Origin of the sequence: Rhodopirellula maiorica SM1 (genome assembly GCF_000346295.1) — a bacterium.
GTDB lineage: Bacteria > Planctomycetota > Planctomycetia > Pirellulales > Pirellulaceae > Novipirellula > Novipirellula maiorica.
This window is the reverse complement of record NZ_ANOG01000633.1, coordinates 1-7,342: the sequence shown is the minus strand read 5'-3', so window position 1 is coordinate 7,342 and position 7,342 is coordinate 1. Positions and strand designations below refer to the sequence as shown.

The following is a 7,342-nucleotide window of genomic DNA, read 5'->3' as shown; positions in this document are numbered from 1 at the left end:
CCCAAATGGTGGATTGTGGCTCGTTCCTTGGCAAGCTAGTCGAACTCGGACATCGCGACACGGCAGACAACCCACCCAAAAAACACATTCTTAAACGCCAATTTCAGCTCTGCCGTTATCCGGTTACAAAACGGTTGTATGACCTCTTCGATTCATTTCACTGCAAATCGTTTGACGACACTTCACATTCGAGCCTCGATTCCAGGCGGCCAGTAATAGATATCACATGGCATGACGCAATGATGTTCGCGATTGGGTCAGGTAGCACGCTTCTCACTGAATGGGAATGGGAATACAGTTGTCGCGAGGTCGGAGCGTGTCTGTGTGACGCAATTTACTTGCCCACAAATATATGGGAATGGCAGCGAAACACTTACGGCTCGCAAACCAACTCTCGATCATGTCGATTCGGGTTCGCGATCAGCAACTCGCTCAAAGAACGGTTTTCGTGTCGCGAGCAGTTTGATCCCTCGTATACAGACCACACTCTTGGTTTTCGTATTGCCAGAAATTCTTCCGAAAGTCTTTAGAATCTACATGCTGCTGCTGCTTGCTTCGCGAGCCGCGCTATCATCCGAAATTTCTACCAAGAATCTCCCGTCTTTAATGACGACTTCATCTGACAATTATTTGCGAAGAACGCAAAACAATTCGCTTTGCCGATGTCGACTGCCTGTACGTTGGAAAAGGAAGATTGTCGTTGTCAAAATCACGTTCGTCCACAGCTACGCACGATGCGAAATCCAAGATCGCTGATCGCCTGGGATGGCACGTAACGATTTCTCGCTGATGCTCGGCAATCCGAACCGTAATCACGGACTGAACCTCCCCGATTCGCGCGAAAAACCATTGGACAGCGATTAAGACTCTCAGGGTGAATTGTGTACCCTGAGCTCACATCAGGAAAAGGGTCAATGCACCACTCTCTGACATTACCATGGATATCACAAAGACCAAATCCCGTCGGGTCGATCGCCTGAGTAGCGGGAGAGGACCGCACGTTCGTTGGTCTATTAGGAGACTCATCGGCGACTATCTCACGACAGCAAATCATATTGCGATTTACGTTAACGTCGAACTCATTTCCCCACCAATATGCCTGATCCCAACGATCCCAACCCCATCCGAACTTTGCAGCGCATTCCCACTCCCATTCGTGTGGCAACGTGCAGCTTCGCCCCGACCAGTGAAGAAATTTACAATAGATCCACGCGTCGAACCAGTTCACGTGCACGCAAGGGCGTTTTGTATCTTCGTGCCTTAATGTCTTTTCACTGTCATTGTCTCGCAGTTGATGAGTCGGATCGAAAAGTCGAAAAAACGCACTGCTTGCAGGGTGTCTACCGATCGAGAAAGGTCTGTGACGTTCATTAGGCAGATTCAGGAATTCGATCTCGTGCTCATTCGGCGGTGCTGCGTGTTCTGCATACCTTTCAAAATCTGCAGGATATCCCATTAGCGCGTAAGACTTCCACAAATGTTCAACCTGATCGCGGTAGGCCAAAACCGACCTTGATTGACGGTATGAATCGAAGAATGCACTTACGGCAAGTCGGGGTGACTTTTCAAAAGATCTGTACCGCTCAAGGTAACCGCCTGGGTCAAACGTCTTATACGTACTGGTCGAATGACTTTGATCGTTGATGCACTCGATGAAGACACCACGAATGTCAATCGAGTGAAGAAGCTCAGGCAGTTGCTCGAACGCTACCCACGACTTCACTGCGTCGTCGCAGGACGTCCGGTCGCCGTCAACGATCGCTACTGGGCCGATCTGCTGTCAGATGAACTTCTGACTTTACCAATTTAGCCTAGAACTGATGACTCTCACCTATGTGCGGCAGCATCATTCTTTCGCACCCTTCTCGCTAGTCGAAAGCCTTGGACATGGTTTGTAAAGTGGGGAAGGTTTCTTCGTCTCGCGGAATTGCGTGCAACAATGGCGGGTTTGTCTGAGGCACCACCTCGAATCGATCGATGTACGTTCGGGCAATCCGCTACTGAGGACGCGTCTCGGACGTAGAATGTGTCAAAGTTTGGAAATGGATCAATGCACCATTCAGAACACGCACCAAGCATGTCCATCCATCCTCGCCCTTCAGGATCATACCGACGAGATTCAAAACTTGATCGAATGGGTATTGATGGCACCTGCGTCATCCTCTCGGCTTCCGTCAAGGTTTCTCGGCAACGAATTCGCTCTAGGTCTCTCTCCGCATCGAAATTCCCCTCATCCCACCAATATGGCCGTTCGAATTCCGACCATCCAAAACCGAACTTCGCTGCACATTCCCAATGATCCTCACGCGGAAGCATGCAGCTCAGGCCATCCCAATGTGTCCACTGGCAGTAAACCCAGGCGTCAAACCAGTCTACATAGACCACGGGTGCTTCCGGATGCGCTGAATGCATTTTGTAGCCATCAAAAAGTCCCGTCTCTCGAGTTCCATACGTCGGGTCGAACAAACGATAAAACTCGTTCGTGCAACAGAAGCGACCGAGCGAATACTCGCTGAGCATAGCGTTGGGCAAACCCTCATAGGCTATCTCGCGTTCGTTTTCAGCCCAAAGCCAAGTGACGAATAGTGTGGCTGCAGTTGTTTCGTCCGGTGCATTGGTTACACGCAGCAGCCGTGTGGCATCATGTTCCAACGATGCGGTTATCGATCGCGTGCTGTCGAACGTCTCAAAGTACTCCTGCAGGTATTGGGCAGGCTCGCTTCTGAGACGGCGTATTTGCGCAAGCAACGAAGGTGGTATTTCGTTGAATAAACTACGCCCCTGCTTGCCTGGCAAGGTGCCCATCTTGAACTTTCCAATCGCAGCGAGTGGCACCTCAAGCAGATGATTTCTCAAACTTTCTGAAATCTGTTTTTCCGCTTCACCATGATTTCCATTTAGCATGCAATTGAACTCGGATCTCCAATCTTCGATGATGCGTGATGCCAAGTCGCTTAACTTCCGATCTAAGCGAAGCTCGATGAGACACTTGAACGAGCGAAAAACCATCTCGTTTGAACGTTTTGCAAAGTGTCGATTCTCGACGGCTCTGTTTCTCTGATTTTTGATCAGTCCTTGGTAAAGCAACCGAATCGATTGCAGCCATCTTTCGCCGTCTCTTGATGGAAGTTTCGATGTGCTTGCGGTCGAGGCTTCGGGCATTCCAGTTAACATGATCCAGAACCAATAATAGTCTTCCGTGTCGTAGTTGTCCTTGATGTAAATCCAGTCCCAGAGGTATCGGGTGTCGTCCTCGGTTGCGAGATTGGCGAAGTAGTAGGAAAGTAAAAATTCATGCAGACTGCGGTTGGACCAAACCAGTTCCACCAAGTCCGCCGTGTCGTCCTCGAATAGACCGTTTTCAAGAAAGCCGCTATTCAATGTGGCAAGTCCCTGCCAACTTTGGATGAAGTCGGAGTCTGGGCAATGCCGTTTGAACGCGTCGCGAATAGGCCCTCGCTTGAGGGCGTCGGACTGGTTGACGTCAGTGATATTGTAGACGTACTCCGGTGGCTTGTCTTCAGGACGGCTTGGCAGATTGCCGGTTTCTAACCAGTCTTCGGTCCAAGTTGGCTCCTGTTCTTGGCAGGCCACCTTGGTATGGAATGCGATGATCGCAAGCAATCGGAGAGCGATCAGCTTCTGCTCTCGAGTAACCCTATCTGTCGCATTGGCACCCGTCGGTAGCCCAATCAGTCGCCCCTGTGGCGTTCGGTTCATTCCCTCGGCCAGCAGGTGCGCGACAGCGTCGAGATAGATAGACGCTTCGTTGGTCAACTCAGAAAAGTCGTTCGTTTGCCTCAGGTACGACAGGATTCGGATGTTCGACAGCAAGACTCGCACACCCATGGGGATCTTGTGATATCGAAGCGACCCGTCGGGCATCCATCCTAGGTAGCGAATCTGCTGCCGACGCTGCATCGCCTCGACGCGAACGATCTGCCAGTTGACGCCTTCAATTCCAAACAGAGCCGCTCCGTGGCTGCTATAGGCCTGAGGACGGCCAGCGATGATGAAGCGTGCACGACTGAAATGGCGCGAATCCAAAATCGAGATCAATATCTCGATGTCTTCGGAAGAGCACTGGTCCAGTCCGTCAAAGATGATGCAGACGGCATCTCTCCGGCGGAGGATCGATCTCAAATGGTTCTTAATCGCCACTGGCTGGATGGATGACAGACCGGCATCTGCAAGTCGCTCGCCCCAATCGACAACGATCCTTTCTAGCAGTCTCTCGGCGGCGGTGTCCTTCGTCACTGAGGGTTGAGCAAATACGCGGAGGTCGTAGCGAAATCCGATCGCACCAGAGTCCGCTTGATTGATTCGATATTCCAGCCACTCGGTGGCCGCGGACTTGCCAACGCCGCCATCAGCAATCAGTGCGACATGCCGACAATCTGCAACCGGCCTTCCGCCGGAACGCGAATCTAAATCTTCTGTGGCATGATTTGAAGCACCAGAAGGTGCCCGGTTGAGTGCGACGTCTTCGGTATCCCAACCGGTTGATACGCTTCCAAGCCTTCGGAATCTAGTTCTTCAGCGGTCAGACCGTCGGTCGTGCAGCGAAAGAGTTTCGGCGCGCAGTACGGCATCGCCTGTTCCCAGGTTTCGTGGGGGGCACAAAGGACGCTCCACCGTACATCGTGAATGAACCATGGTTTTGCGGCAAAGTTCTTCTGGCTTGGCATGACGTCGGTTCCTAGCTCCGTTTGTAGTCGATCAAGGCTCGCCACCCATGACATCATCCGTTTCCTCTTCCGCCGCGGTCAACGCTTCGATATCCCGCGCTTCCTCAACAGCTCCGCCGACGGGGTTTTGCATGTAGGCGAGTGATCCCGTATTAATACCACCCGCCTGAATCTGACGCTCAACCTCTTCGCGGAGATCGTCAGCCAAATCATCGTCGAGCGTCTGCCTCAGCGATTCATCGTCGCTGGACAGCTCAAGCGTAACTGTTTGCCGCTCGTCGTTCAACGCGATCACGCAGTCCTTGTACTGAGAATTCCAGCGACCCTCTGCGTCCTTGAATCTCAATGGAATCTCGTCCGCAATTGTCGACTCTTTTGCTAGGAACTGCCCCTCCCGATTACGAGCATAGCCCCACTTCTTAAGCCATTCCTCCTGCACCGACTCATGTAACGCTCGAGTCCAAGTATTGACCTCAAGCATCCGATTCATCACGTCATCCATGGTGCGGACTGAGGAATCGATTCGAATACCGAGGTAGTTGCGGTCCGCAACGGATTCGCTGGGGAACCGTTCACTTAGTTCGTTCAGGGCGTCTTGTTCCGCGTAGACCAACGCTGTGTCAAAGATTGAACCATCGGCTGTTGATCGGTCACCGTAGATGTTCAGGGCGTTCACTTTCCGATCGACAGATTCGTCCGTGATCGTGTTTAGGGAGATTGACGTGTTGTGGCGGTGTATTGTGGAGGGGTCGATTCGAGCACTGACAGCGATTTGCGGGATCAGCCGGAATGATTCTCCGCCGTTGTCGTGTAATTGGATGCCTCCACTTCCGTCATCCATCGGCACTTGGCCAGCGGCGGCCCAAAGAGCGGCCAAGACCGCTGCTTGCAGAGAATGCCCCGTTAGCTCTCCCTCGTGACACGGCACGATGCGACCATTGTTGAGGGTCCTGAAGGTGTCGTCGTCACCTGGATAGTCGCTCCGTAGTCGCCAGATACCTCGATAATCGCTTGCCAATCCCGATGCAGACCAACATTCGGCGATGGGCCGAAGCAGTTCACTGATATCGGTTAGCCCGAAGTAGCTAAGGTCTGGAGCCAAGACTCCAGGGCAGTCATCAAATAGCTCAACTTCAAACCAGAGGACGTGACCGGAAGGACGATCGTTAATGGTCTTGCTGCGTGCGAATAGTGTCGCTGTTTCGCTGTGAAGTCGTTTGTGCGAGTCATCAGGGAAGGTCGCTCGCCCGTCGACCTCTAATAGTGGACTATCATGATCCTTAATAAGAGCCCAGGCCGCCCAAAATCCTAGTGACTGGTGATATGTTCCGAAGAGATTCCAGAACGCGGTCTTTAACGCGGTATTGTTGTCGTTTGGTTGTCGCACCCGAATAGCCGATGGCACGATTTGTTCAGTGCCGGTCTGGCCATTTTGCAGTTCGTTAGCAAGACGATCAATCGCTCGCTCCAATCCAGCCTCAAGGTCCGAAAATAGCTCGTCGTGAGGATTCTCCAGTTTTCGCAAGCCGACTGCTGCGGCGTAGACATCGAACAAACACCTATGCGTTTGAAAGCCGTAAGTGGTCGCTTCACATCGGTCCAGAGGACTTAGTTCGGTAAGTCTTTCGTTGAGCCGAGTGAGTTCAGCAACAACCGACGTATCCAAGCCGGATCGGAAAAGGTTAGACACGTCACATTGGCTACCGAAGACATGCCTGGGATGCAGGGTTTTTGATCCGCCAAGTAGCCAATCGTGCAACGATGGCGGGACCTCGACGTCCAGTTCGAAAGAATGATCGCTTGCCGTCGCGGTACCGTCACCCTCGATAAGGTCCATAAGCTGGTACCCGAATTCGCATTGGTCACTTCCAACCCCAGATGGCAGGCCTAGCGTTGACACTGGCATTTCGACAATGAGGCAAGGTTTTTTTTTCCCCGTCTGTGCTTGCCATCTAACAGTCGCCAAGACTTCGCTGGACATTGGTTGGTCGAGGCCCGGCCAAAGCCAATGTAGGGTGATGCGAGCTGTTCGATTACCTCGCAACGATTTTGCATCGTGAGCTGCATCCAGTCGGAGCAGAGCGAAACCGAATTCGTCGATAGCGATCGAGTTCATGTTAGCTGAGATTCTCGTGGTGAAAGTTCAAAGTTGATCCATGGGCGATCAAGTTTCTAAGCCGTTTGATCAGTGGCTATTGGTTCGCCATCGATGGCTGATTCGGCTTGATCCCGTACGGCTTCGACCAAGATGCCCAGAAACGCGACGCAATCCATCCACTCTTGACCATGCTTTTTCATTCCAAAACGCAACTTTTCAATTGCATCATTAACCTTTCCATTGACCCATCCGATCGATTTACGGACATCAGCTCTGTCCTTAATCGATGTTTGTGACTTGCCTAAAACCTTATTCAAATAAAAGCATTTCGCTTCATCGGCAGTGAGTGTACTAACAGCTTCGACCAGTGCTTCCTGAATGGACGCGGCAAAATCTACCTGCTCGTCCAGTCGACGATTTCTTGCGAACGTAGAATCGACGGGATTAACGTAGGTGGCCACATTGATGCCCTCGACTTTTGCCGCCTCGTCGAGCGAGCTTCCATTACGCATCGCTCGGGCAGTTTCCCGCTGCCCCTCCCGCCCGATTCGTTTTT

The 7,342-nt window shown here is 52.0% G+C and carries 7 protein-coding genes and 1 pseudogene; 2 read left to right on the top strand and 6 right to left on the bottom strand.

The window, feature by feature from the left end; genetic code table 11:
• The first annotated feature begins 5 nt into the window (after positions 1-5).
• A complete protein-coding gene (locus tag RMSM_RS43850) occupies positions 6-530 on the top strand; it encodes a formylglycine-generating enzyme family protein (RefSeq protein WP_008700474.1) in 525 nt (174 codons plus the stop codon).
• 179 nt (positions 531-709) lie between these two features.
• Here the strand turns inward: RMSM_RS43850 and RMSM_RS43845 are convergent, their stop codons facing one another.
• Positions 710-1,456, bottom strand: a complete 747-nt coding sequence (locus RMSM_RS43845; protein WP_390173218.1) for a formylglycine-generating enzyme family protein — start codon at positions 1,454-1,456, stop codon at positions 710-712.
• A gap of 171 nt (positions 1,457-1,627) precedes the next feature.
• On the opposite strand from RMSM_RS43845, the gene RMSM_RS20385 reads away from it, so the two are divergent.
• Positions 1,628-1,810: a hypothetical protein gene (locus RMSM_RS20385; protein WP_040768496.1), complete on the top strand. Its 183-nt coding sequence runs from the start codon at positions 1,628-1,630 to the stop codon at positions 1,808-1,810.
• Between the two features lie 17 nt (positions 1,811-1,827).
• Here the strand turns inward: RMSM_RS20385 and RMSM_RS20380 are convergent, their stop codons facing one another.
• The 5 genes and pseudogenes from RMSM_RS20380 to RMSM_RS41130 form a co-directional block, all read right to left on the bottom strand.
• The gene (locus tag RMSM_RS20380; RefSeq protein WP_390173217.1) at positions 1,828-3,720 is read right to left on the bottom strand and encodes a formylglycine-generating enzyme family protein; all 1,893 of its coding nucleotides are present in this window, start codon (positions 3,718-3,720) and stop codon (positions 1,828-1,830) included.
• 282 nt (positions 3,721-4,002) lie between these two features.
• A pseudogene (locus RMSM_RS43840) lies at positions 4,003-4,383 on the bottom strand (AAA family ATPase); the annotation flags it as partial.
• 44 nt (positions 4,384-4,427) lie between these two features.
• Entirely contained in the window at positions 4,428-4,688 is a 261-nt protein-coding gene (locus tag RMSM_RS20375) for a hypothetical protein (RefSeq protein WP_144057808.1), read from the bottom strand.
• Positions 4,689-4,719: 31 nt separating this feature from the next.
• Positions 4,720-6,378 (bottom strand): hypothetical protein, encoded by a 1,659-nt coding sequence (locus RMSM_RS20370; RefSeq protein ID WP_144057807.1) that lies wholly within the window; start codon positions 6,376-6,378, stop codon positions 4,720-4,722.
• A 482-nt stretch (positions 6,379-6,860) separates the two neighbouring features.
• Positions 6,861-7,342, bottom strand: a 482-nt coding sequence (locus tag RMSM_RS41130; RefSeq protein WP_160168336.1) for an RNA polymerase sigma factor sigma-70 region 4 domain-containing protein, incomplete at its 5' end; no start/stop codon positions are given.

Coding starts and splice junctions, on each gene's coding strand:
- RMSM_RS43850 (WP_008700474.1), top strand. CDS start 6: ATGGTGGATTGTGGCTCGTTCCTTGGCAAGCTAGTCGAACTCGGACAT.
- RMSM_RS43845 (WP_390173218.1), bottom strand. CDS start 1,456: ATGGGATATCCTGCAGATTTTGAAAGGTATGCAGAACACGCAGCACCG.
- RMSM_RS20385 (WP_040768496.1), top strand. CDS start 1,628: ATGACTTTGATCGTTGATGCACTCGATGAAGACACCACGAATGTCAAT.
- RMSM_RS20380 (WP_390173217.1), bottom strand. CDS start 3,720: ATGAACCGAACGCCACAGGGGCGACTGATTGGGCTACCGACGGGTGCC.
- RMSM_RS20375 (WP_144057808.1), bottom strand. CDS start 4,688: ATGCCAAGCCAGAAGAACTTTGCCGCAAAACCATGGTTCATTCACGAT.